The sequence below is a fragment of the Pseudomonas sp. S2_C11 genome, assembly GCF_054668395.1.
Genome location: NZ_CP162765.1, coordinates 1737273 through 1758763 on the forward strand (window position 1 = coordinate 1737273; position 21491 = coordinate 1758763).

Sequence of the window (21491 nt, forward strand, 5' to 3'; positions counted from 1 at the left end):
GCCCATGCCACGCATCACCCACTACACCTCCCCATGCCCGGAAAGCGTCAACAGCCAGATCCTGCAAATGGTCGTCGATTACCTGACCGACATCAGTGCTGTCGGCCTCGGCCCGAGCAATCTGCTGTACAACGTTTATCAGTACGCGGTGGGTTATGAGGTGCATCTGTACCTCGAGGCGTTGAACGGCCAGAAGGGCACCGAGGTGGAATTGCTGGTGGCCACTGACGATGAGGATCCAGAGCAAGTCATCGGATTTCTCATCTGTCTGCCGGTGCAGGGCGATTGGGAGGCGTGCAGCGTCGCGTACATGGCGGTGCGTGAAGGCCATCGGCGCCAAGGTGTGGCGCGGGCGATGCTCGCGGACATGGTCGGGCGCTATCCGCATGCGGAACTGGCCTGCAGCATTGGCAAGGTGCCGTATTTTGAGGCGCTGGGTTTTGAAGTGATCGGCCAGCGCGAGACTCAGGTGCTGATGAGCACGCGGCATTACCGCAGCAACGGCTTGCGCGGGTTCATCGACACCACGCCGATCTACCGCTCGCTGGAAGTGCAGCAGATTCATACTTACTTGCTGCAGAAAAACGGCAAGCGCGCGATGCTCGATGCGGAGAAACAACGCGATCGCCATCTGGATCAGACCAGCCGCCACGTAGAAGAATTTGTCCGTCAGCGCCTGACTCTGCACTGACCCGGCCAGTAAAAAGCCCTTGCTGCGCATTGCGCAACGAGGGCTTTTTTGTGCCTGCAATCTCAACCGATCTTGACGTTCATGGTGATGCGCGCGGTGAAGACTTTTTTACCCTCGGCATCGTGAATGTCGACGTTGACCACCTTGTCGCCATCGCTTTGCCAATCCACACCTTCGGCGCTGGCCACGGCGGTGACGTCGGTTTTCGCCTTGGCCAGGTATTCCACGGTCATGCCCTTTGGAATCCAGCGCGCGCCGGGCAGGATCGAGACGTCGGTCATCATTCCGCCGGCCAGTTCCGCCGCGTTGCACAGGGCGATCGCATGCACCGTGCCAAGGTGATTGGTAATTTCCTTGCGAAACGGCACTTGTACGGTGGCGGCGTTCGGGCGCAATTCGCTGATCAGCGGATTGATGGTGCTGAAGTACGGGGCGAACTGACAGGCCATTTTGCTGAATGCATCCGCGCCGACGCTGTTGAACATGCTGAGAGATTGACTCATGGAAGCCTCACTGGGTGGTTTGCAGAATTATGTTCCGTTACAGAATAATGTTCTGTAACGGAACGGTATTCTGTTCACGGCAAATCTGTCAACCTAGGCGCGATTTGTTCACGGGCACGTGACGCCTTTATCAACCTCCGTTTTTGGACCCGAGCAGCATGGACACCGCCGATCTACTGGAACGCAGCTACCCCGGCCGCCGCGCCGAACTCAAACGCGATATCTTTCGCAAGGCCCTGAGCCTGTTCAATGAACAGGGGATCGAGGCCACCACCATCGAAATGATCCGTGCCGAGTGCGACACCAGCGTTGGCGCGATCTACCACCATTTCGGCAACAAGGAAGGGCTGGTCGCGGCGCTGTTTTTCACCGCGCTGGAGGATCAGGCGCGTCTGCGTGATGCGTATCTGGACGCGGCCAATACCACGGAGGAAGGAGTGCAGGCGCTGGTCTTCAGCTATGTCGACTGGGTCGAGCAGCAGCCGCAGTGGGCGCGTTTTCAGTACCACGCACGATTCGCAGTGACCAAAGGCCCGTTCAAGGAAGAGCTGGCCGAGCGCAACAAGACGCGCAACCTGCGCTTGGGCCAGTGGTTGGCCGAATCGGGTCGCGCCGCTGAGCTTAAGGATTTGCCTGCGGAGTTGCTGCCATCGCTGATCATCGGCCAGGCGGACAGTTACTGCCGGGCCTGGCTGGCAGGGCGAGTTAAGGGCAGTCCGATGGCTTATCGCGAAGTGCTTGCGCAGGCGGCATGGCGGTCGATTCGCGCCGAAGGTCTCGCCGAGAACTGAAATACGCAGACAAAAAAAGAGCCTCCAAGCTCTTTGATGGGGAGGAAGTAGAGCCAGTGAGGCTCAAGAGGCGTGTGAAGCAGAACTTGGGCTTGATTGGGAGTCAGTACACCCACGCCTACGCAGCGCCGGATCAATCCAGGCACCGCGTAGCTTCATCCTGGGAGCGTGCAATGGACGACTCAAGTACCGCCAGTCGTCCCTGCACAATGCCGGTTCATGCCGGACGCGATCCCGGCCAACCGGATTTTTTCAGCGCCGCCAGAAGCGTCTGCGCATCCAGGCCCGGCACCGAATGACCGTTGCCCTCGCTGCTGTCGCTGGCGAGCAGGGCATTGATGATCGCTTCTTCAACGGCTTCGGTCGCGGCCAGAAACAGCTCGCTGATGTGGTCGTTGTTGACCATGCGCAAGCCGTCGCAGGTGGCTGCGCGTTTAGCCTCGTAAGCGGCGGGCGGGACGTGATCATTGCCGGTGGCGAAGGCAATGAAGATGTCGCCGCTGTGGTCTTCGTTACCTCCGCCGGTACGCGCCAGGCCCAGGCTGGCACGCTGTGCCAGGCGCGTGCATTGATGGGGCAGCAGCGGCGCATCAGTCGCCAGGCAAACGACGATCGAGCCCATGCCCGGGTGCGGCAGCGCTGCCCGCAGGAACGGTGAATCCTTCTGTTCCATATAGCGTCCGACCGGGTAGCCATCGACGCGTAGTTCACTGCGAATGCCGTGGTTGGCCTGCACGATCGCGCCAACGGTCCAGCCTCCCTGGGCAGCACTCAAACGGCGCGATGCGGTGCCGATACCGCCCTTGAATTCATGGCAGATCATGCCGCTGCCACCACCCACCGCACCTTCGACTACCGGCCCATCCACGGCGCCGTTCAGTGCCTCGGCGACATGCTCGGGCTTGACGTGAAAGCCGTTGATGTCATTGAGCAGTCCATCGAAGGTTTCCAGCACCACCGGCATATTCCAGTAAAGCCGCCCGTCATCCGGCTGTTGCTCACGGTCCAGCACAATCAGCGCATCCCGCACCACACCGAGGCTGTGGGTGTTGGTAAAGGCAATCGGACTGGTCAGCAGACCGGCCTCGCGAATCCATTCCAGGCCGGTCGCATCACCGTTGCCATTGAGTACATGCACGCCGGCAAAGCACGGTTGCTGGCTGGTCGAGCCGAGGCGCGGCTCGATCAGCGTGACGCCGGTGCAGATGTCACGGCCGCTGCTGCTGCGACCACGTACATTGCTGTGACCGACGCGCACGCCCGGCACATCGGTGATGGCATTGAGCGGGCCGGGTTGCATCTGGCCAATGAGGATGTCGAGATCACGGGCACGCGGATTCATAGATTCAGTCTCTTGATTCAAAAGGTCGGGCGGCTTACCGCTCGGATGAGGCAGGCAGATTTCTTGCGCGGGTTACTGGCCGTTCTTGACCTTGCTCCACACCCGTGTACGCACGCGTTCGGCGGCTTTGGGCAAGGGTTCGAGGGTGTAGAGAGTGGCCATGGCGGCAGGGGACGGGTAGACCGCCGGGTTGTCGCGAGTTGCTGCTGCCACCAGCGTTGTCGCGGCGCGATTGCCATTCGGGTATGACAAGTGATCACTGACCGGCGCGATCACCTCCGGTCGCAGCAGGTAATCGATAAACGCCAGGCCCTGGGCGCGATTGGGCGCGTCCTTGAGCAGTACCAGAGTGTCGAACCACACCGGCGCGCCTTCCTTTGGCAGGCTGTAGGCGATCTTTACGCCGTTATTGGCCTGCTCGGCGTTGGTCTTGGCTTCGAGCATCGCCCCGGACCAGCCAACCGCCACGCAGATATTGCCGTTGGACAGATCGCTGATGAACTTCGAAGAGTTGAAGTAGGCGATGTGCGGGCGCAGCCTGAGCAGCAGTGCTTCGGCTTTTTTGTAGTCCTCGGGATCGGTGCTGTTGGGCGGCAAACCCAGGTAATGCAGGGCGACCGGCAGCATCTCCGACGGCGAATCGAGCATCGCCACGCCGCACTCGCTCAGTTTGGCAAGATTGGCTTCGTCGAACAGCAACTCCCAGGAATCCACCGGCGCTTTGTCACCCAACGCGGCGCGGACTTTGTCGACGTTGTAGCCAATGCCGTTGGTGCCCCACAGGTAAGGCACGGCGTATTGATTGCCCGGATCGTTGACCGCGAGTTTCTTCAACAGCTCTGGGTCGAGGTTTTGCCAGCCTGGCAGTTGATCGCGAGGCAATGGAGCGAGGGCTCCGGCCTTGATCAGGGTCGGCAGGCTGAAGTTGCTCGCCACGACAACGTCGTAGCCGCTGCGGCTGGTCATCAGTTTGCCTTCGAGCACTTCGGCGCTGTCGAAGGTGTCGTACACCGGCCGGATGCCGCTGTCGCGCTGGAAATCGTGCAGCGTGTTCGGCCCGATGTAGTCGTACCAGTTGTAGACATGCACGCTCGGTACGTCTGCCGCCATGGCGAACGAGGAGAGACAAAAACAGGCCAGCAGGCCCGGGTTGATAGATCCACGGTGACGACGCATGATGCGGCACTCCTGGCCTGTCGCAGGCCGGTGAGGAACTGGAGTGGTCAGGCTAACGGGCCGGTCACACCAGCCCCATTCCCATCATGGGTTACTCGAAAGGGGTAGTGCGTGGACGCGTTGTTGCAGGAATTGCCGGTGCATCAGAGTCTGGCGCGGGTATTTTCCCACCTCGGGCAGGACGGTTTCTGGCGCGCGCTGGTCGACACCCTGCGCCTGCTGGTGCCGCTGGACAATGCCCTCGTCGCCCTGATGCAGCCCGGCCAGCCGCCGCGTTTGCTGATCGACTTCGACAGCAAGGGGGGCGTGGACGACCAGCAGGAGCTGGCCGGTTATACCGCCGGCATGTACCTGCTCGATCCGTTCTATCAAGCCGCCGTCAGCGGGATCAGCGACGGCCTGCACAGCCTGGCCTCTGTTGCGCCGGATCAGTTTCTGCACAGCGAGTATTACCAGAGCTACTTTCGTGCCGTGGTGGGCGAGGATGAATTGCAGTTTCTGATCAACGTCGAAGGCGCGGTACTCGGCTTGTCCCTGGGCCGCTCGACCGCGTTTGGCATGGCCGAGCAGGGCCGGCTGTTGTGCGTTCGTGACTGGGTATTGGCGGCGATGCATCGCCACATGCAGTTGCTGCCACCGCAAGGACCGGTGGCTGAAGCGGTGGTGGGTGATCTGGCGACGCTGCTGGACCGTTTCGATGCCCGGCTGACCGCGCGCGAGATCGACACGGCGCGTCTGATCCTGCAGGGCTTTTCCAGCAAGGCGATGGCCCAGCAGATGGGGATTTCGCCGGAGACCGTGAAAGTGCATCGACGCAATCTCTATCACAAGCTCAACGTCACCGGGCATGGTGAGTTGTTTGCACTGGTGCTGCGGCCGACGTCTTTGTGACCAACGCAGAATTTGTGTGGGAGTGAGCCTGCTCGCGAAAGCGGTGTATCAGTCAACAAAATTGTTATCTGACACTGCGCTTTCGCGAGCAGGCTCGCTCCCACAGGTGAACTTACGCTGTGTTAGTGGCTGCGCTGGAAGATCAGGGCTTTCAGGCCGCTCTCTGGATCGATATCGGGAAACTCCGGCGGGTTGTCCAGCCGATGATCGAAGCGCAGGCTTGGCGCTTCCTGGGTCACGCTTTCAATCAGAAAGTCGGAACCGAACGACGGATCGTTCATGCACGCCAGCACTGTGCCTTGCGCAGTCAACAGTTCCGGCAAGCGGCGCAATACGCGTTGATAGTCCTTGGTCAGCAAAAAGCTGCCTTTCTGAAACGACGGCGGGTCGATGATCACCAGATCGTACGGGCCGCTGTTGATCACTTTGCCCCAGGATTTGAACAGGTCGTGGCCGAGAAAGCTGACCTTGCTCAGGTCGTGGCCGTTCAGGCGGTGATTGTCACGCCCTCGGCTCAGGGCCGCACGGGACATGTCGAGATTCACCACATGGCTGGCGCCACCCTCGATTGCCGCTACGGAAAAGCCGCAGGTGTAAGCGAACAGGTTCAACACCCGCTTGCCCGCTGCCTGTTCGCGCACCCAGTTGCGGCCGTAACGCATGTCGAGAAACAGTCCGGTGTTCTGCTTGCGACCCAGGTCGACGCGGTACTGCAAGCCGCCCTCGACAATGGTCATTTCTTCGATTTCCTCGCCGATAAGCCATTCGGCCGTGCTCTGCGGCAGATAACGATGCTGGATCAGCAAAGTGTGCGCGCCGGATTGCTGCCATTGGGGCGAGGCGGCGAGTTGCAGCAGCGAATCCCGCAGATCCTGCAGTTGCTCAGGCGCCGGTTCTTTGAACAGCGACACCAGCACCACGCCCTGCAACCAGTCCACGGTCAACTGCTCCAACCCCGGCCAGCAGCGCCCGCGCCCGTGAAAAAAACGACGGGTTTCGCTGGGCGCCGCCGCCAGTGCGGGCAGCAAATGAGCGTGGAGGGTAGCGAGGGCTTCAGGGTTCATGGATCAGGATCGGCCAGGCAAAGGGCCGGCATTTTAACCACAAATGAGGGGATTCGATGGGCGCTGCGCTTCGAAAAACAACACCTTGGCGAAATCCTCTGTATCAAAAATGAATTTCTACAGGGCGCGCTGCTCATACCAGATAAGCAGCGGATTCAAAACCGCTTATCAAAAATGTAATTCGGGGGAGTGCTGTTCATGTGCCCTACACCTACGTCGAGCGCGCACCTTCCTGGCGGGTTGATTCTGGTTGTCGAGGACGATCCGTTGATTCTGGAGTTTCTTTGCGAAATTCTTCAGGAGGAAGGGTTCAAGGTCGAACCGCAAACCAGCGCCGACGCCGCCTCACTGTATCTGGAAGAACACGCGGCGAACGTCGCGCTATTGCTGACCGACATCACCATGCCCGGCACGATTAACGGCGCCGACCTGGCGAATCTGGTCGGCGATCGCTGGCCGGAAAAACCGGTGATGGTCATGTCCGGCTACGAGACGCCCGAGACCTCCGGGGTCAAGCATTCGGTGGCGTTCATCAAGAAGCCGTGGGCGATCGGTCAATTGCTCGACTGTGTGGAAAGTGCGTTCAAATCCAAGGCCCCGCAGCTGCACTGACTAGTGCTACATTGCCGGGCCAGGCTGCCCGGCCAACTGTCAGAGGATTTGTTCTTTTGTCTGCACAAGCATCGGTTTTTGATCGCGCATTCGGCGCGTTTCTGTTCGACATGGACGGCACCGTCCTCAATTCCATCGCCGCCGCCGAGCGCATCTGGTCAGCGTGGGCGGTGCGCCATGGCGTGGAGGTCGAGACGTTTTTGCCGACCATCCATGGCGCACGGGCGATCGACACCATCACCCGGCTGAATCTGCCGGGGCTGGATGCTGAGGAACAAGCGGCGTTCATCACCGCAGCGGAAATCAATGACGTTGAAGGCATTGTCGAGATTCCTGCGGCGGCGGCATTTCTCAACGGTCTGCCGAAAGATCGCTGGGCAATGGTGACGTCGGCGCCTCGCGATCTGGCGTTGCGGCGGATGGCGGCGGCGGGTATCCCCGAGCCGGCGGTCATGATCACGGCGGAAGATGTAAAGGCTGGCAAGCCTGATCCTGCGGGTTATCTGCTGGCGGCGAAAAAGCTCGGTGTCGAGCCAGCGGATTGCCTCATTTTTGAAGACGCCACGGTTGGTATTCAGGCTGCGGAAGCGGCGGGCGCCGCGTTGATGATCATCACCACCACGCACCAGCATCCGATCGAAACGGCGCATGCGACGTTGGCCAGTTACGATGCGATCAGCGTCAGCGTCGGCGCCGATGGTCTGCTTCGTCTGACGGAAATCTGATCTGTTCCGAAATGCCCCTCACCCTAGCCCTCTCCCGGAAGGAGAGGGGACTGACCGGGGGATATTCAGGTAATACGCCGACGTGAAAGGTCTTCTCTGAATCCATAATCGCTATGGTCTTTCAGGTCGAGGGCAAACTCAGCACAACTCGATCGGTTCCCTCTCCCCCGGGAGAGGGCCAGGGTGAGGGGCTACGGTCTGCCAGACACAGGGGATCGTCGATCAAACAACATCCCCGTCACCGGTCGGCAGCTCAACCATGCCGGCAATATCGCAACTACGCTGATCCATGCTTGTGAAATCGTCGCCAAAGTCGAGCGCGGTGGAACTCCTTGCTAATGAGGTAAACGCATGAAGATCGATCTGAGTGGAAAGCTGGCCATTGTCAGCGGCAGTACCGGCGGCATCGGTCTGGGCATCAGCCAGTCGCTGGCCGAAGCCGGGGCGACGGTGGTGGTCATCGGTCGCGACACGGCCAAGGTCGAGCAGGCGCTGGCGAGCATTCGCCAAGCCGTGTCCAGCGCACAGTTGCGCGGTCTGACCGCTGATCTGGGCACGGCCGAGGGGGCGGAAAAGCTGTTCGCCGCCGAACCGCGCGCGGACATTCTGGTCAACAATCTGGGCATCTTCAATGACGTCGATTTCTTCGAGACTCCCGACAGCGAGTGGACGCGCTTCTACGAGGTCAACGTGATTTCCGGCGTGCGCCTGGCGCGGCATTATGTGCCGGCGATGGTTGAGCAGGGCTGGGGCCGGGTGATCTTTCTGTCATCGGAATCCGGCGTGGCGACGCCGGCTGACATGCTCAATTACGGCGTGACCAAAAGCGCCAACCTGGCGGTGTCCCACGGCCTGGCCAAACGTCTGGCTGGTACCGGTGTCACGGCCAATGCGATCCTGCCGGGACCGACCTTCACCGACGGCCTGCAAGACATGCTCAGAGACGCGGCCGCCGAGTCCGGGCGCGAGCTGCGCGACGAAGCCGACGCCTTTGTGCGCAAGGCCCGTCCGACCTCGATCATCCAGCGCGTGGCGGATGTTTCGGAGGTGGCGCATCTGGTCACGTACATTGCTTCACCGCTGTCCTCGGCCACCACGGGCGCAGCCTTGCGCGTTGATGGCGGTGTGGTCGACAGCCTGACTATCTGAATTTTCCAAAAGAGAGGTTTTATGCCAACTGCATCCGCAACCATCGACATCCCGGCCTCGGCCGATCAGGTCTGGCAATTGATCGGCGGCTTCAACACGCTGCCGGACTGGCTGCCGTTGATCACCAACAGCGAACTGAGCGAAGGCGGGCGAGTGCGCACCCTGCACACCGCTGACGGCGGCGTAGTGGTCGAACGTCTGCAGACCTTCGATAACGCCGCAAAAACCTATAGCTATTCGATTGAACAGGCACCGTTTCCGGCCAGCGATTACCTGGCGACGATCAAGGTTGAAGCCCAAGGGCAGGGCTCGCGTGTGACGTGGTCGGGGCGATTTAATGCGGTCGGCGTGAGCGATGAAGAAGTGGTGGCGCTGTTCAACGGCATCTACCAGGGCGGGCTCGAAGCCTTGCGGGCCAATTACCCAACCTGAGACGCAGATCGTTCCCACGCTCTGCGTGGGAATGCAGCCCGGGACGCTCTGCGTCCCATTTCGAAAGCCGGAACGCGGAGCGTCCCTTGAGGCATTCCCACGCGGAGCGTGGGAACGATCGGCGCGAGACGTCAGGCCTGACTGATCAAACTCTGCCGACAATCCAGCACCAGTTTCGCCCCGCCCAGATCGCTGCTGCCGACTTCAAGACTGAAGCCGTGCAGGCTGACTATTGCCGCAACGATCGACAACCCCAGACCAAAACCACTCTGCGGCTGGCCACCCTCGGTGCGGTAAAACCGCTGGAACACCGCCTCACGTTCCGCCTCGGGAATCCCCGGCCCTGAATCGTGCACCTCGATCCGCGTCTGCCCACCGGCATTGACCCCACGCAACATCACCGTGCCGCCGGGCGGGGTGAATTTGATCGAGTTGCTCAGCAGGTTCGCCAACGCTTCGAACAGCAGTGCGCGGTCGCCATTGAGCGGCGGCAGCGTCTCCGGCATGTTCAACTGGAAACGCAGATCGCCTTCCTCGGCCAGCGGCAGATAGAACTCGTGCAACTCCTCCAGTAAACGCACCGGATCGAGTTCGACGAAACCTGAACGGCGCTGGCGATCCTCCAGCTCGGAAATCCGCAACAAACCGCGAAAGCGCGCCATCAGCGTATCCGCTTCAGCCAGTACCAAGTCCAGTTGCGCCGCTTCTTGCGAACCTTCGCCGGCCTGTTGCTGCATGCGATACAACTGCGCGCGCAGGCGAGTCAGCGGCGTGCGCAAATCGTGGGCGATGTTGTCGCAGACGCCCTTGACCTCGTTCATCAAGCGCTCGATGCGCTCGAGCATGGCGTTGACGATGGCGGCGAGCATGTCCAGTTCATCGCGGCGATTGGACAGCGGCAAGCGGTGCGTCAGGTCGCCGGCAACGATGGCCTGCGCGCTATTCTGGATCGCGCGGATGCGCTGCAACGGTCGACGCCGCAGCAGATGCCAACCGGCGACCCCGGGAATAATCGTCAGCGACACCCCCCAGAACAGCGCGTGCAAAATGATCCGCGTCACCGCGAACAGCGAGCCATTGTCACGCAGCAGCACCAGCCAGCGCCCGTCACGGGTTTGCGTGGCTACGGCATCGCAGCTGTCGCTCGGCAGGGTCGGGTCATCGGAATCGGCGCACTCGGCGAGCATATGGATCTTGCCATCCAGCGGCAGTCCTTCGGGAATTTGCTGGAGTGCGCCGCCCAGGTAAACACCGTCAGCGCTGAACAGACCATAGGCGTCGATACCGCGAATATCGAAGGTCATGCTGGCCGCGAGCGCGTCTTCGAGTTGCTCGCCGCGAAAATGCGAGAACAGGTGCTGGCGTTGCATCAACGAATGTTTGGCCAGTTTGTCGAGGTAGCCGGACACCTCGTAATACATGACCCCCATGAGGATCGCGCTCCACGCCACGAACAGCGAGCTGTACAGCGCCAGCAAGCGGCTGCTGGAGGAGCGCCAGCCGTCAGACGGGTTCGGCAATGACATAGCCGGAGCCCCGTACCGTGCGGATCAGCGGAACGTTGCCGGCTGCGTCGATCTTCTTGCGTAGCCGGCCGATATGCACGTCGATGAGGTTGGTGCCCGGGTCGAAGTGATAACCCCAGACCTCTTCGAAAATCATCATCCGCGAGAGAATCTGGCCGCTGTTGCGCATCAGAAACTCGAGCAGTTTGTATTCGGTGGGCAACAGCGTCAGCACCTGCTCGGCGCGGCGGGCTTCGTGGCTGATCAGGTCGAGCTCGAGGTCGGCGACTTTCAGCGTGGTGGCCTGGGTGGCGACGCTGTTCTGCCGGCGCAGCAACACTTCGACCCGCGCGGCCATTTCATCGGTGGCGAACGGCTTGGTCAGGTAGTCATCACCACCGGCGCGCAAGCCGCGTACGCGCTCATCGACATCGGAGAGGGCGCTGATCATCAGAATCGGCGTCGCCACGCCCATGGTGCGCAGGGTGGTGACGATGGCCAGACCATCAAGCTCGGGCAGCATGCGGTCGAGGGTAATCAGGTCGTAGTTGCCGCTCACGGCGCGGTCGAGGCCTTCGCGGCCATTGTCGACCCAGTCGACGTCCAGCCCGTGGCTGCTCAGTTCGGCAACGATTTCCCGCGCGGTCACGGCGTCGTCTTCGATGGTCAAGATACGAGTCATAGGCAGGCCTGCTGATCGGTTCAAACGGAATGGCAGCATTTTGCCAAGAATTTGCCGTGACGCTTTAAATTAACTTTCATCTTCGTCGCCTGGTGAATCAGAACTGATCGGATTTGCCACGCTTTGGTTAATGCAGAAAACCCGCAATCGGATGCGCTTTATTGCAAGTTGCACGGTCCGAGGAAGTTCAAGTTTTGTAACTCATTGAAAGAAAAGGGGTTATTAAAAGTGTTTGACTGGCACGGTCACTGCAATTCCTCACCCGACGACTTGTAACACCATTTTTCATGCCTGGAGCACTACAACAATGAATAGATCCCCTGATGGCTATTATCCTGCCTTGGAAGAGTCGAGCAGCGTGTCAGGCGTGTCCTGGGGCGCGATCTTCGCCGGTGCTGCGGCTGCCGCCGCGCTGTCGATGATTCTGGTGCTGCTCGGGTTTGGCCTGGGCTTTTCGGCTGTATCACCGTGGGCCGGAGAAGGCGTCAGCGCCAAGGGCCTGGGCATTTCAACGATCGTCTGGCTGGCGGTGACGCAGATCATCGCTTCCGGCATGGGCGGCTACATTGCCGGCCGTCTGCGCGTTAAGTGGGCCAACATGCACGGTGACGAAGTCTACTTCCGCGACACCGCCCATGGTTTCCTCGCTTGGTGCGTCGCTACTTTGGTGACCGCTGTGCTGGTGGTCGGTTCGGTCAGCAGCGTCGTCAGCGGCGGTGTTCAGGCTGGGGCTAACGTCGTCGGCGGTGCTGCCGGTGCGATGAGCCAGGCGGCCGGTTCTGCCGCAGCCAATACTGACAGCGATCAGTACGGCTACTTCGTCGACAGCCTGTTCCGCGATGATCGTCCGGCTGCCGTCAGCGATGACGCCGCACGCGGCACCGTGACCCGCATCTTCGCCCAGAGCCTGGCTAACGGTCAGCTCAGCGCCGAAGACCGCACCTACCTCGCACAACTGGTGTCGCAACGTACCAACCTGAGCCAGGCCGATGCTGAACGTCGCGTTGACGAGATCTACGCCAACACCCAGAAAGCCATCGCTGACGCGAAACTGAAAGCCCAGCAAGCTGCCGACACCGCCGCGAAAGTCGCTGCCTACACCTCGCTGTGGATGTTCGTCGCGCTGCTGGCCGGTGCGTTCTTCGCCAGCCTGGCAGCCACCTTCGGCGGTCGTCGTCGCGATGCGGTCGAGTACGTTGAAGTCGACACCTACACCACTATCACTCCGGTCCGTTAAAAAGGAGAGTCACCATGCGCTCATTACTGCTGTTCTTCCTCGGCGTACCGATCCCGATCATCATCCTGATCGCCCTGTTCGTACACTGATCCCTCTGAGGCAGGATGCCTCTGCCGCTTTCATCTTCGGGTGAAAGCGGCTTTTTGCATTCTGCGGGGCCAGTTCGTCTTCTCCAACTAACCGTTTCCATCCCGCCATTTTCACTGGCCTGGATCAATATTTCGTCTGGCGATATCGCCTACCGTAAATGATCCAGGCCTTTGCTGAGGTATGAGCTACAGTGCTTGTCGCGCACCTTGTTGCGCTGACGAAGTATCCGCGTCGACGTTGAAAACACAGCAATAAAAAGCGTCGACGAGGCGTAGTGCAGCAAGGAGCTGACACAACCTCAACTGAATCTTCACGGACGAACACCGTAATGAACTGCCTAGAAAGAACCTTCGATATCCAGCCCTTGGTGCAGGCGGACATGACCGTGCACATCAATGGCCAAGCGGTCAGCGCCGCCATCGGCGAAACCGTTCTGAGCGTCATCCAGTCCCTCGGCGTGCGCCAGATCGCACGCAACGATCACGATCAGATCAGCGGCGCCTATTGCGGCATGGGCGTGTGCCAGTGCTGTCTGGTGAAAATCAACGGTCGCCACAAGCGCCGCGCCTGCCAGACCGTAGTGCGCGACGGCATGCTGATTGAAACCCGAGTCAACCGCGTCGTCGGGCAGGAGGTTGTATGAGCCTGCAACCGTTGATTGTCGGCGGCGGGCCGGCGGGAATGGCGGCGGCCATCGAACTGGCGCGCCACGGCGTGCGCTGCACCTTGCTCGAAGAGGCTTCGCGCCTCGGCGGCGTGGTCTATCGCGGGCCGCTGCGTGATGGTGTGCAACTGGATTATCTCGGCCCGCGTTATTCCGAAGCACTGGACAAACTGCACGGTGAATTTCAGCAGCAGTCAGGGCTGATTGACGTGCGCCTCAACCATCGCGTGGTCGGCGCCGAAGGCACCCGCGCAGTGGTGGTGCTCGACGGTGATGAGCAACTGCACGAGATCGCTTATCCGCAACTGCTGTTGGCCGCTGGATGTCACGAACGCAGCGTGCCGTTTCCCGGCTGGACGTTGCCGGGAGTGATTCTGCTCGGTGGTCTTCAATTGCAGATCAAGAGTGGCGTGGTCAAGCCGCGGGGGCCGGTGGTCATCGCCGGCACCGGGCCGTTGCTGCCGCTGGTTGCGACCCAGTTGCATGCCTCCGGCGTGCGTGTCGCTGGCGTCTACGAGGCGTGTGCGTTCGGCAAGATCGCCCGCGAGAGTCTGGCGCTGCTGAACAAACCGCAGCTGTTCCTCGACGGCTTGAGCATGCTCGCTTATCTGAAGCTGCACGGCATCCCCATGAACTATGGCTGGGGCGTGGTGGAGGCCCACGGCGAGGGCGAGTTGAAAAGCGTCAGCGTCGCGCCGTATTCGTCGACGTGGGAGGCGGATCTGTCGCGGGTCGAGCGCTTCGAAGCGCAGACCCTGGCGGTGGGTTACGGTTTTATTCCGCGCACGCAATTGAGTCAGCAGATGGGCCTTGATCACGGTTTCAGCGACGATGGCTACCTGCGTGCGCACGCCAATGTCTGGCAGCAAAGCAGCGTGGCGCATGTGCATCTGGCCGGTGACATGGGCGGGATCCGCGGCGGTGAAGCGGCGATGCTGGCCGGCAAGATCGCCGCCACTTCGATCCTGCTGCAACGCGGTGTGCTCGACGCCGAGCTGGCCCGGGTGCGCCGCGACCGTTACGCGAGCAAACTCAGAGCCATCGTGCGCTTTCGTGCGGCGGTGGATCGCTACACCGAACGCGGTGTTGGTCAGATCGCTTTGCCCACAGCCGACACGGTGATCTGCCGCTGCGAACATGCGACCCGCGCCGACATCGATCTGGCCCTGGAGCAGGGTGTGCAAGACATCGCCAGCCTGAAAATGCGCACCCGTGTGAGCATGGGCGATTGTCAGGGGCGGATGTGCGTCGGCTATTGCAGCGATCGTTTGCGCCAGGCTACCGGACGTCAGGATGTCGGTTGGTTGCGCCCGCGCTTCCCGATTGATCCGGTGCCGTTTTCCGCGTTCCAGTCCGTCGGCAAGGAGGGCGCTTGCCATGAGTAAGTTCTACGACGTGGTCATTGCCGGTGGCGGAGTGATCGGCGCCTCCTGCGCCTACCAATTGTCCAAGCGCAAAAATCTGAAAGTTGCGCTGATCGACGCCAAGCGCCCCGGCAACGCGACCCGCGCTTCGGCTGGCGGTTTGTGGGCGATCGGCGAGTCGGTCGGCCTCGGCTGCGGGGTGATTTTCTTTCGCATGATGTCGGCCAACCGCAAGCGCGAAACCCAGGGCGCCGCAGTCGCGGTGGACGCCAGTACGCCGCATATCTTGCCGGCGTCGTTTTTCGATTTTGCCTTGCAGTCCAACGCGCTGTACCCGGCGCTGCACCGCGAGCTGAAAGACAATCACGGCATGGATTGCAAGTTCGAGAAGACCGGATTGAAATTCGTGATCTATGACGATGAAGACCGGCTCTACGCCGAGCACATCGTCGGCTGCATTCCGCATCTGGCTGATCAGGTGCGTTGGCTCGATCAGGCGGCGTTGCGCGCGGCGGAACCGAGTGTCAGCCATGAAGCACGCGGGGCGCTGGAGTTTCTCTGCGATCATCAGGTCAGCCCGTTCCGCCTCGCGGATGCCTACATGGAAGGCGCGCGGCAGAACGGCGTCGATATCTTCGTCAACACCAACGTCACCGGCGTGCTGCATCACGGCACTCGCGTGACCGGCGTGCAGACGGCGGAGGCGGGGGTGTTCCACTGCAAGACGCTGATCAACGCCGCCGGTGCCTGGGCGGCGGATCTGAGTGAGTGGGCCACGGGGATTCGCATTCCGGTGAAACCGGTGAAAGGGCAGATTCTGCTGACCGAACGCATGCCGAAAATCCTCAACGGCTGCCTGACCACCAGCGATTGCTACGTGGCGCAAAAGGACAACGGCGAAATCCTTATCGGCAGCACCACCGAAGACAAAGGCTTCGACGTCACCACCACCTACCCGGAAATCGCCGGGCTGGTGCAGGGCGCGGTGCGCTGTCTGCCGGAGCTGGCGGACGTCAACCTCAAGCGCACCTGGGCGGGATTGCGCCCGGGCTCGCCGGATGAGTTGCCGATCCTCGGGCCGATGCGTGGGGTAGAAGGGTATCTGAATGCTTGCGGGCACTTCCGCACCGGCATTCTGACCTCAGCGATTACCGGTGTGCTGCTGGATAAACTGGTGAATGACGAGCCCTTGCCGCTGGATATCACGCCGTTTCTGGCGGATCGGTTTGCGGTGGCAGCCGTCGAGCCAGCACCCGCGCTGGAACTGGTCTGACCCAATCCCCTGTGGGAGCGAGCCTGCTCGCGAATGCAATCTGTCAGTGAAGTATTGGGTGACTGATACGACGCTTTCGCGAGCAGGTTCGCTCCCACAGTTGGTTCTGGGCAAGGCACGATCAGGATTTTCGGGCTTCCTCTTCGAGCTGATCCGATTCAAACAATTTGGCCAGTTCCGCCCGGGCTTCCTGGGCGGTCTGCAGGACTTTGGCGGCATCGTCGTAGACGGCGTGTTGCGCCTCCAGCACCTGTTCGTCGTGATGCTTGAAACGCTTGATCCGCGCATCGGCCTGGGCTTGGGTCAGACCGAGGCCGACCAGCGTGCGCCGGCTCATTTCCAGGCTCGAGTAATAGGTCTCACGAATCGCTTCCGCGCCGACATCCACCAGGCGATGCACGTGCTGACGGTTACGCGCGCGGGCGATGATTTTCATGTGCGGATACAGCTTGTGCACCACTTCGGCAGTCTTGATGTTGGTCTCCGGATCGTCCGTGGCGATGACGAAATACTCCGCCTCGCCGACCTTCGCCGCGTGAAGGATTTCCGGGCGCATCGGGTCGCCGTAGAACACCGGTACGCCGCCGAAGCTGCGTGACAGTTCGATGGTTTCCACCGAGGTGTCCAGCGCAACGAACTTGATGTTCTGCGCGCGCAGAATCCGCGCCACGATCTGCCCCATCCGGCCCATGCCGGCAATCACCACGCGCGGCGCTTCGGTGTCGATTTCGCGGAATTTCTCCGGCACTTCCACCGGCTGCACTTTCGGGCTGACCAGACGCGCGCAGATCAACAGCAACAACGGCGTCAGCGCCATCGACAGGGTGATGGTCAGCACCAGCAGGTCGTACAGACGCGGCTCGAACAGGCCCTGATCGCCGCCGATCTTGAACACCACAAACGCGAACTCACCGCCGGCAGCGAGGACGATGCCGAGGCGGATTGCGCTGATCTTGTTCAATCCTCCTGCCAAGCGCCCAACCACGAACAGCAGCGGCAATTTCAGACCGATCAGCAACAAGGTCAGGCCCAATACGGTGATCGGCGCGCTCAACAACAGGCTGAGATTGGCGCCCATGCCGACGCTGATGAAAAACAGCCCGAGCAGCAGGCCCTTGAACGGTTCGATCTGCGCTTCCAGCTCATGCCGGTATTCCGAATCCGCCAGCAGCAGTCCAGCGAGAAACGCACCCAGCGCCATCGACACACCGACCAGATCCATCAGCCACGCCGTGCCGATCACCACCAGCAACGCGGTGGCGGTGGACACTTCCGGCAGCCCGGTTTTTGCCACCACGCGGAACACCGGACGCAGCAGATACCGTCCGCCGATCACCACCACGGCAATGCCGCCGAGCACCTGCAAGCTGTGACGAATATCGTCGGCGGTGCTGGTGTGATGATCGACGCCGGCGAGCATCGGCACCAGGGCGATCAATGGAATCGCGGCGATGTCCTGGAACAGCAGAATCGCAAACGCGAGACGCCCGTGGGGGCTGGTCAGTTCCTTGCGTTCGGCGAGGCTTTGCAGGCCGAACGCCGTGGAGGAGAGCGCCAGACCGAGGCCCAGCACAATCGCGCTGTTCAGCGGCTGGCCGAACACCGCCAGTGCCAGCACGCCGATCACCGAAGCGGTCAACAGCACCTGCGCCAGACCGACGCCGAACACCGATTTGCGCATCACCCACAAGCGCCGCGGCGACAATTCGAGGCCGATGATGAACAGCAGCAACACCACGCCCAGCTCGGAAATATGCGCAACGCTTTGCGGGTTGCCGATCAGACCGAGCACCGACGGGCCGATGATCACCCCGGCAAACAGATAACCGAGCACCGCGCCCAGTTGCAGACGTTTGGCCAAAGGCACGGTGAGCACGGCCGCGAACAGAAACACGACGGCGGCTTGCAACAAATTGCCTTCATGGGGCATGGAACGACTCCTGACTACGGCTACGGCGGGGGTGACAAGGATAAGGGTTGACCCGATTTCAGATCCACCAACAACCCTTGTAGGAGCTGTCGAGTGCAACGAGGCTGCGATCTTTTGATCTTGCTTTTGCCTGCAGAGAATCAAGATCAAAACATCGCAGCCTGAGCCAGCTCCTACAAGGGATCTTCATGTGCTCTGTAATAATTTGCATCAACTGGTTACATTTATAACCCCTGCGCATCAATTTCCGGAAACGCCATGGCCATCAACTTCGACCTAAACGACCTGCAAGCCTTTCGCGCGGTGGTCGAGCAGGGCAGTTTTCGCAAGGCTGCCGACACCGTGCGCCTGTCACAACCGGCGCTGAGTCGGCGCATCGAAAAGCTCGAAGACGCCCTCGGCGTGAAACTGTTCGAGCGCACCACGCGCAAGGTCAGCCTGACCCAGGCCGGGCGCGGCTTCATGCCCAGCGTCGAGCGCTTGCTGGATGATCTCGACATTGCCTTGCTCGGCATCAGCGAAGTCGCCTCGACCCGTCTGGGCCATGTCACCGTCGCCTGCGTGCCCTCGGCGGCGTACTACTTCATGCCCCGCGTGGTCGCGCGCTATCACCAGCAGTTTCCGCGGATCAAGGTCAAAGTCCTCGATTCCAGCGCTCACGATGTGTTGAGTGCGGTGGTCAATGGCGAGGCGGATTTCGGTTTGAGTTTTCTCGGCACGCAGGATGCCAAAGTCGAGTTCGAACCGCTTGTGCAGGAGTGCTACGTTGTCGCCTGTCGTCGCGATCATCCGCTGGCCGGGCGCAGCAGCGTCAGTTGGGACGAGTTCTATCAGCAGGATTACATCGCGCTGGACAAGACCTCGGGTAATCGCTTTCTGCTCGATCAGGCCTTGGGCGGGGTGGTGCCGCAGCGTCAGAGCATCTGCGAGACGCGGCATGTGACAACGATGATCGGTCTGGTAGAGGCGGGTCTGGGCGTGGCAGCGGTGCCGTTGATGGCGATGCCCGGGCCGGATCATCCGATCCTGACGCGGGTGCCGCTGATTGAGCCGCAGGTGATGCGCAGTGTCGGCATCATCAAGCGCCGGGATCGCACGTTGACCCCGGCGGCACTGGAACTGGAGCGGCTGGTCGTGGAGATGCGCGTCCAGCCGCCAGCGATCAACGCTTGACCGAATCCAGCCCGGTGGCCTGTACATCAGCCTGAGCGGCCGGTGCAGCGAGGTAGGCGAGCAGGGCTTTGGCCTCTTCCGGATGCTCGGCCTTGACCGGGATGCCAGCGGCAAAACGTGTCACCGACTGCACCGATTCCGGAATCTTCGCGACGAAGCTTACGCCCGGCACCGGCAGCAATTCGCTGACCTGCTGGAAGCCCAACTGATAGTCGCCAGTGGCAACCACCGAACCGACCGGGATCCTGGCAATCATTTTCGCCTTCGGTTTCAACTGGTCTTCGATGCCGAGTTTCTTGAACAGCTGCTGCTCGATGTACACGCCGCTGGCGCTGTCGGAGTAGGCCACCGAACGCGCATCAAGCAGGGTTTTCTTCAGGCCATCGACGCTGCTGATGTCCGGTTTCGCCGCGCCTTCACGCACCACCATGCCGATCCGCGAATCCGCCAGTTCAACGCGGGAGGCCGGGTCGACCTTGCCTTGTTTGATCAGCTCATCGAGGGCGTAACCGACCATGATCACCACGTCGGCGTGCTCACCGCGCGCCAGACGATTGGGAATCGCTTCCGGCGCCTTGCCCATCGACGGGCCGAGGCTGGTGGTCAGCGTGTTGCCCGTTGCGGCGGCGAATTTCGGCCCGAGGATCTTGTAGGCGGCAGTGAAACCACCGGAGGTCATCACGCTGAGTTCTTCGGCCTGGGCCGCGAAGTTGAACGCGAGACCGGCGAGCAGGGCGGTGACAGTAAAGAGTTTTTTCATGGCGAGTATTCCTCAGGCCGCGACAGGTTGCAGACGACCACCGGCACGGCGGTACAAGTAAAGAGTGGCGCACAGAGCGCACAGGGCACCGATGCTCATCCAGTAGCCTGGCGCGGCTTTGTCGCCGGTGTACTGGATCAGGAAGGTCGACATCGCCGGGGTGAAACCGCCAAAGATCGCCGTGGCCAGGCTGTAAGCCAGGGAGAAACCGGCGACGCGCACTTCCACCGGCATGATTTCGGTCAGCGCCGGAATCATCGCGCCGTTGTACAAGCCGTAAATGAAGGACAACCACAGCAGCGACAGCAGCATGTTGGTGAAGCTCGGCGCCTGCACCAGGAACGACAGCGCCGGATAAGTCGTGGCCAGCGCCAGCAGGGCCATGCCTATCAGCACTGGGCGACGGCCGATACGGTCGGACAACGCGCCGCCAATCGGCAGCCAGAAGAAGTTCGACACGCCCACCAACAGCGTTACCAGCAACGCGTCGGAAGTGCTCAGGTGCAGCACGGTTTTGCCGAAAGTTGGCGCGTACACGGTGATCAGGTAGAACGCGGTGGTGGTCAGCGCGACCATCAACATTCCGCCGAGTACCACGCCCCAGTTCTGGCCGAGGGTGCGGAACACTTCGCGCATGCTTGGACGGTGTTTGCGCGCGGCGAACTCTTCGGTTTCCGCCAGGTTGCGGCGCAGGAAGAAGATGAACGGGACGATCATGCAGCCGACGAAAAACGGAATGCGCCAGCCCCAGGCGGCCACGGCTTGCGGCTCCATCCACTGGTTCAGACCGTAGCCCAGCGCTGCCGCGACGATGATCGCCACTTGCTGGCTGGCCGACTGCCAAGCGGTGAAAAACCCTTTGCGGCCCGGCGTAGCGATTTCGGACAGATACACCGAGACACCGCCCAATTCCGCACCGGCCGAGAAGCCTTGCAGCAGCCGCCCGATCAGTACCAGTGCCGGGGCGAACAGGCCAATGGTTTCGTAGCCGGGCACCAGCACGATCAATATCGTGCCGCTGGCCATGATCGACAGGGTGACGATCAGACCTTTGCGCCGGCCGACGTCATCGATGTAGGCGCCGAGCACAATGGCGCCCAGCGGGCGCATCAGGAAGCCTGCGCCGAACACCGCAAAAGTCATCATCAGGGAGGCGAACTCGCTGCTCGCCGGGAAGAACACCGCCGCGATCTGCGTGGCGTAGAAGCCGAACAGAAAGAAGTCGAACTGTTCGAGGAAGTTGCCCGAGGTCACCCGGAAGATGGCACCGGCTCGCGAGCCGTTGGTTGGGATTGAGGCTGTCATTGAAAAGTACTCCACCGCTTTTATGACGTGCGCTACGGAGAAGCGGCGCACGGTTTTTATTGAGGTGGATGGTGGCGCAGATGTAACAATCTGTTAATTGCATTGTTGGCATGGATTGATGCGTGGGGCGGA

Annotated in this window: 21 protein-coding genes; 12 read left to right on the forward strand and 9 right to left on the reverse strand. The window is 61.2% G+C overall.

Annotated features, from left to right (window positions below):
• Window positions 1-4 precede the first annotated feature (4 nt).
• Entirely contained in the window at window positions 5-691 is a 687-nt protein-coding gene (locus tag AB4N48_RS08005; protein WP_110600861.1) for a GNAT family N-acetyltransferase, read from the forward strand.
• A gap of 62 nt (window positions 692-753) precedes the next feature.
• On the opposite strand, the gene AB4N48_RS08010 is transcribed toward AB4N48_RS08005, so the two are convergent.
• The gene (locus tag AB4N48_RS08010; RefSeq protein WP_460061906.1) at window positions 754-1194 is read right to left on the reverse strand and encodes a hotdog fold domain-containing protein; all 441 of its coding nucleotides are present in this window, start codon (window positions 1192-1194) and stop codon (window positions 754-756) included.
• A 158-nt stretch (window positions 1195-1352) separates the two neighbouring features.
• Here AB4N48_RS08010 and AB4N48_RS08015 point away from each other — a divergent pair, with 158 nt between their 5' ends.
• Window positions 1353-1985 (forward strand): TetR/AcrR family transcriptional regulator, encoded by a 633-nt coding sequence (locus tag AB4N48_RS08015; protein WP_130899260.1) that lies wholly within the window; start codon window positions 1353-1355, stop codon window positions 1983-1985.
• A 217-nt stretch (window positions 1986-2202) separates the two neighbouring features.
• Here the strand turns inward: AB4N48_RS08015 and AB4N48_RS08020 are convergent, their stop codons facing one another.
• Window positions 2203-3327 carry a DmpA family aminopeptidase gene (locus AB4N48_RS08020; RefSeq protein ID WP_041477033.1) on the reverse strand — a complete coding sequence of 375 codons (1125 nt, stop codon included), beginning with the start codon at window positions 3325-3327 and terminating at the stop codon, window positions 2203-2205.
• Window positions 3328-3399: 72 nt separating this feature from the next.
• Window positions 3400-4503 (reverse strand): polyamine ABC transporter substrate-binding protein, encoded by a 1104-nt coding sequence (locus tag AB4N48_RS08025; RefSeq protein ID WP_460095111.1) that lies wholly within the window; start codon window positions 4501-4503, stop codon window positions 3400-3402.
• 111 nt (window positions 4504-4614) lie between these two features.
• On the opposite strand from AB4N48_RS08025, the gene AB4N48_RS08030 reads away from it, so the two are divergent.
• Complete coding sequence (locus AB4N48_RS08030) at window positions 4615-5394, forward strand: helix-turn-helix transcriptional regulator (RefSeq protein WP_460095112.1); 780 nt, start codon at window positions 4615-4617, stop codon at window positions 5392-5394.
• A gap of 122 nt (window positions 5395-5516) precedes the next feature.
• Here AB4N48_RS08030 and AB4N48_RS08035 read toward each other — a convergent pair whose 3' ends face one another.
• Window positions 5517-6458: a class I SAM-dependent methyltransferase gene (locus tag AB4N48_RS08035; protein ID WP_460095113.1), complete on the reverse strand. Its 942-nt coding sequence runs from the start codon at window positions 6456-6458 to the stop codon at window positions 5517-5519.
• A gap of 198 nt (window positions 6459-6656) precedes the next feature.
• Between AB4N48_RS08035 and AB4N48_RS08040 the strand changes: the two genes are divergently transcribed.
• The 4 genes from AB4N48_RS08040 (at window position 6657) to AB4N48_RS08055 (ending at window position 9376) form a co-directional block, all read left to right on the forward strand.
• Window positions 6657-7070 carry a response regulator gene (locus AB4N48_RS08040; protein ID WP_460095114.1) on the forward strand — a complete coding sequence of 138 codons (414 nt, stop codon included), beginning with the start codon at window positions 6657-6659 and terminating at the stop codon, window positions 7068-7070.
• Between the two features lie 56 nt (window positions 7071-7126).
• Entirely contained in the window at window positions 7127-7795 is a 669-nt protein-coding gene (locus AB4N48_RS08045; RefSeq protein ID WP_460095115.1) for an HAD-IA family hydrolase, read from the forward strand.
• Window positions 7796-8146: 351 nt separating this feature from the next.
• Entirely contained in the window at window positions 8147-8944 is a 798-nt protein-coding gene (locus AB4N48_RS08050; protein WP_460095116.1) for an SDR family NAD(P)-dependent oxidoreductase, read from the forward strand.
• Between the two features lie 21 nt (window positions 8945-8965).
• On the forward strand, window positions 8966-9376 hold the full coding sequence (locus AB4N48_RS08055) for an SRPBCC family protein (RefSeq protein WP_375122362.1): 411 nt from the start codon (window positions 8966-8968) through the stop codon (window positions 9374-9376).
• 131 nt (window positions 9377-9507) lie between these two features.
• On the opposite strand, the gene AB4N48_RS08060 is transcribed toward AB4N48_RS08055, so the two are convergent.
• Together AB4N48_RS08060 and AB4N48_RS08065 are read right to left on the reverse strand one after the other, a co-directional pair.
• Window positions 9508-10902, reverse strand: coding sequence for a sensor histidine kinase (locus AB4N48_RS08060; protein WP_041477024.1), 1395 nt, complete (start codon window positions 10900-10902; stop codon window positions 9508-9510).
• On the reverse strand, window positions 10880-11563 hold the full coding sequence (locus tag AB4N48_RS08065; protein WP_056788996.1) for a response regulator transcription factor: 684 nt from the start codon (window positions 11561-11563) through the stop codon (window positions 10880-10882). Before AB4N48_RS08065 ends, AB4N48_RS08060 begins: the two co-directional genes overlap by 23 nt.
• A 307-nt stretch (window positions 11564-11870) precedes the next feature.
• Between AB4N48_RS08065 and AB4N48_RS08070 the strand changes: the two genes are divergently transcribed.
• The 4 genes from AB4N48_RS08070 (at window position 11871) to hcnC (ending at window position 16191) form a co-directional block, all read left to right on the forward strand.
• Window positions 11871-12800 (forward strand): hypothetical protein, encoded by a 930-nt coding sequence (locus AB4N48_RS08070; RefSeq protein ID WP_460095118.1) that lies wholly within the window; start codon window positions 11871-11873, stop codon window positions 12798-12800.
• Window positions 12801-13218: 418 nt separating this feature from the next.
• The gene (locus AB4N48_RS08075) at window positions 13219-13533 is read left to right on the forward strand and encodes a (2Fe-2S)-binding protein (RefSeq protein ID WP_130927315.1); all 315 of its coding nucleotides are present in this window, start codon (window positions 13219-13221) and stop codon (window positions 13531-13533) included.
• Window positions 13530-14939 (forward strand): cyanide-forming glycine dehydrogenase subunit HcnB, encoded by a 1410-nt coding sequence (gene hcnB, locus AB4N48_RS08080; RefSeq protein ID WP_460095119.1) that lies wholly within the window; start codon window positions 13530-13532, stop codon window positions 14937-14939. Before AB4N48_RS08075 ends, hcnB begins: the two co-directional genes overlap by 4 nt.
• The gene (gene hcnC, locus AB4N48_RS08085; RefSeq protein WP_056789007.1) at window positions 14932-16191 is read left to right on the forward strand and encodes a cyanide-forming glycine dehydrogenase subunit HcnC; all 1260 of its coding nucleotides are present in this window, start codon (window positions 14932-14934) and stop codon (window positions 16189-16191) included. The genes hcnB and hcnC overlap by 8 nt, the downstream gene beginning before the upstream one ends.
• 121 nt (window positions 16192-16312) lie before the next feature.
• Here the strand turns inward: hcnC and AB4N48_RS08090 are convergent, their stop codons facing one another.
• Window positions 16313-18121, reverse strand: a complete 1809-nt coding sequence (locus tag AB4N48_RS08090; RefSeq protein WP_460095120.1) for a monovalent cation:proton antiporter-2 (CPA2) family protein — start codon at window positions 18119-18121, stop codon at window positions 16313-16315.
• Between the two features lie 258 nt (window positions 18122-18379).
• On the opposite strand from AB4N48_RS08090, the gene AB4N48_RS08095 reads away from it, so the two are divergent.
• The gene (locus tag AB4N48_RS08095) at window positions 18380-19294 is read left to right on the forward strand and encodes a LysR family transcriptional regulator (protein WP_150741110.1); all 915 of its coding nucleotides are present in this window, start codon (window positions 18380-18382) and stop codon (window positions 19292-19294) included.
• Here the strand turns inward: AB4N48_RS08095 and AB4N48_RS08100 are convergent.
• Both AB4N48_RS08100 and tcuC read right to left on the reverse strand, forming a co-directional pair.
• Window positions 19284-20054 carry a substrate-binding domain-containing protein gene (locus AB4N48_RS08100; RefSeq protein WP_122751079.1) on the reverse strand — a complete coding sequence of 257 codons (771 nt, stop codon included), beginning with the start codon at window positions 20052-20054 and terminating at the stop codon, window positions 19284-19286. The genes AB4N48_RS08095 and AB4N48_RS08100 overlap by 11 nt on opposite strands.
• A 12-nt stretch (window positions 20055-20066) precedes the next feature.
• A complete protein-coding gene (tcuC, locus tag AB4N48_RS08105; protein WP_016775219.1) occupies window positions 20067-21359 on the reverse strand; it encodes an MFS transporter in 1293 nt (430 codons plus the stop codon).
• Window positions 21360-21491 lie beyond the last annotated feature (132 nt).

What these genes read in the sequence shown, in the direction of transcription:
- AB4N48_RS08005 (WP_110600861.1), top strand. Translation starts at nt 5, where the DNA reads ATGCCACGCATCACCCACTACACCTCCCCATGCCCGGAAAGCGTCAAC.
- AB4N48_RS08010 (WP_460061906.1), bottom strand. Translation starts at nt 1,194, where the DNA reads ATGAGTCAATCTCTCAGCATGTTCAACAGCGTCGGCGCGGATGCATTC.
- AB4N48_RS08015 (WP_130899260.1), top strand. Translation starts at nt 1,353, where the DNA reads ATGGACACCGCCGATCTACTGGAACGCAGCTACCCCGGCCGCCGCGCC.
- AB4N48_RS08020 (WP_041477033.1), bottom strand. Translation starts at nt 3,327, where the DNA reads ATGAATCCGCGTGCCCGTGATCTCGACATCCTCATTGGCCAGATGCAA.
- AB4N48_RS08025 (WP_460095111.1), bottom strand. Translation starts at nt 4,503, where the DNA reads ATGCGTCGTCACCGTGGATCTATCAACCCGGGCCTGCTGGCCTGTTTT.
- AB4N48_RS08035 (WP_460095113.1), bottom strand. Translation starts at nt 6,458, where the DNA reads ATGAACCCTGAAGCCCTCGCTACCCTCCACGCTCATTTGCTGCCCGCA.
- AB4N48_RS08040 (WP_460095114.1), top strand. Translation starts at nt 6,657, where the DNA reads ATGTGCCCTACACCTACGTCGAGCGCGCACCTTCCTGGCGGGTTGATT.
- AB4N48_RS08050 (WP_460095116.1), top strand. Translation starts at nt 8,147, where the DNA reads ATGAAGATCGATCTGAGTGGAAAGCTGGCCATTGTCAGCGGCAGTACC.
- AB4N48_RS08055 (WP_375122362.1), top strand. Translation starts at nt 8,966, where the DNA reads ATGCCAACTGCATCCGCAACCATCGACATCCCGGCCTCGGCCGATCAG.
- AB4N48_RS08060 (WP_041477024.1), bottom strand. Translation starts at nt 10,902, where the DNA reads ATGTCATTGCCGAACCCGTCTGACGGCTGGCGCTCCTCCAGCAGCCGC.
- AB4N48_RS08065 (WP_056788996.1), bottom strand. Translation starts at nt 11,563, where the DNA reads ATGACTCGTATCTTGACCATCGAAGACGACGCCGTGACCGCGCGGGAA.
- AB4N48_RS08070 (WP_460095118.1), top strand. Translation starts at nt 11,871, where the DNA reads ATGAATAGATCCCCTGATGGCTATTATCCTGCCTTGGAAGAGTCGAGC.
- AB4N48_RS08075 (WP_130927315.1), top strand. Translation starts at nt 13,219, where the DNA reads ATGAACTGCCTAGAAAGAACCTTCGATATCCAGCCCTTGGTGCAGGCG.
- hcnB (WP_460095119.1), top strand. Translation starts at nt 13,530, where the DNA reads ATGAGCCTGCAACCGTTGATTGTCGGCGGCGGGCCGGCGGGAATGGCG.
- hcnC (WP_056789007.1), top strand. Translation starts at nt 14,932, where the DNA reads ATGAGTAAGTTCTACGACGTGGTCATTGCCGGTGGCGGAGTGATCGGC.
- AB4N48_RS08090 (WP_460095120.1), bottom strand. Translation starts at nt 18,121, where the DNA reads ATGCCCCATGAAGGCAATTTGTTGCAAGCCGCCGTCGTGTTTCTGTTC.
- AB4N48_RS08095 (WP_150741110.1), top strand. Translation starts at nt 18,380, where the DNA reads ATGGCCATCAACTTCGACCTAAACGACCTGCAAGCCTTTCGCGCGGTG.
- AB4N48_RS08100 (WP_122751079.1), bottom strand. Translation starts at nt 20,054, where the DNA reads ATGAAAAAACTCTTTACTGTCACCGCCCTGCTCGCCGGTCTCGCGTTC.
- tcuC (WP_016775219.1), bottom strand. Translation starts at nt 21,359, where the DNA reads ATGACAGCCTCAATCCCAACCAACGGCTCGCGAGCCGGTGCCATCTTC.